This is a genomic window from Paraburkholderia sp. RL17-347-BIC-D, from assembly GCF_046027915.1.
GTDB lineage: Bacteria > Pseudomonadota > Gammaproteobacteria > Burkholderiales > Burkholderiaceae > Paraburkholderia.
In genome coordinates, this window is sequence record NZ_JARESS010000216.1 from 1 (window position 1) to 724 (window position 724).

At 54.4% G+C, this 724-nt stretch carries 1 protein-coding gene; it reads right to left on the bottom strand.

The features are described from left to right. Positions 1–724 (bottom strand): MASE1 domain-containing protein (locus P0D96_RS48235; RefSeq protein WP_408321418.1); only part of this gene is annotated, 724 nt, incomplete at both ends.

Here is a 724-nt window from a genome sequence, read left to right on the forward strand (position 1 = left end):
TAGGATGCCGAGAAGAACGGTTGAAAGCTCGGCGTGGAACGCAAGGAGGGCGAGCGGAGGCAGAGCCCAGTAAAGCACCGACTGGCTCGTCTGGACGAATATCAAGGTTGTGACGCATCCGACAAGCGCCAGTAACGCCAGCGACTTCATCCGATTCCCGGGTTCCAACAGGCTCCGCCATTCACCTGAGACGATATTCAAAGTCACGGGCGTGAATATCACAAAACCGAGCGACGCGGATATCACCCAGTTAGAAAAGGAAGAAAAAGGATGGGTGGTGAAGACACCCTGCAATAGTAAAACCGCAGCCAAACCAGAAACTAGCGGAGCGAGAGCACCTGCTACGAGCACAAATCGAAGAAACGTTCTCGGGTTTATCAGTTCCTTTGAAGAACTAACCCACGGCAGAAGCAAAGCAGCCGTACACACTTCGACCATACCGCCCGCGGTGAAGGAAAGAGATACGTAGAGGCTTTCGCCGCCCATCAGGTTTGCTACAAGGTTCCCGATTACCCCGCCTATAAGGATAGACGGCTTGCTGCGGCGTGGAACCGCCATCAGGTGTCCGAGCAGGTAGCCGTCGGCTATCCAGACAGCGACGATTTCGCCGGCCATGGTTTTAAGCTGACCACTGACAACAACGAGGCAAAAAGATGCAATCGTCGCCACGACCACGTGATAGAGGCGACGGTCTGCTTCTCTTGAGCGCGTAGTTGTTTCTTGG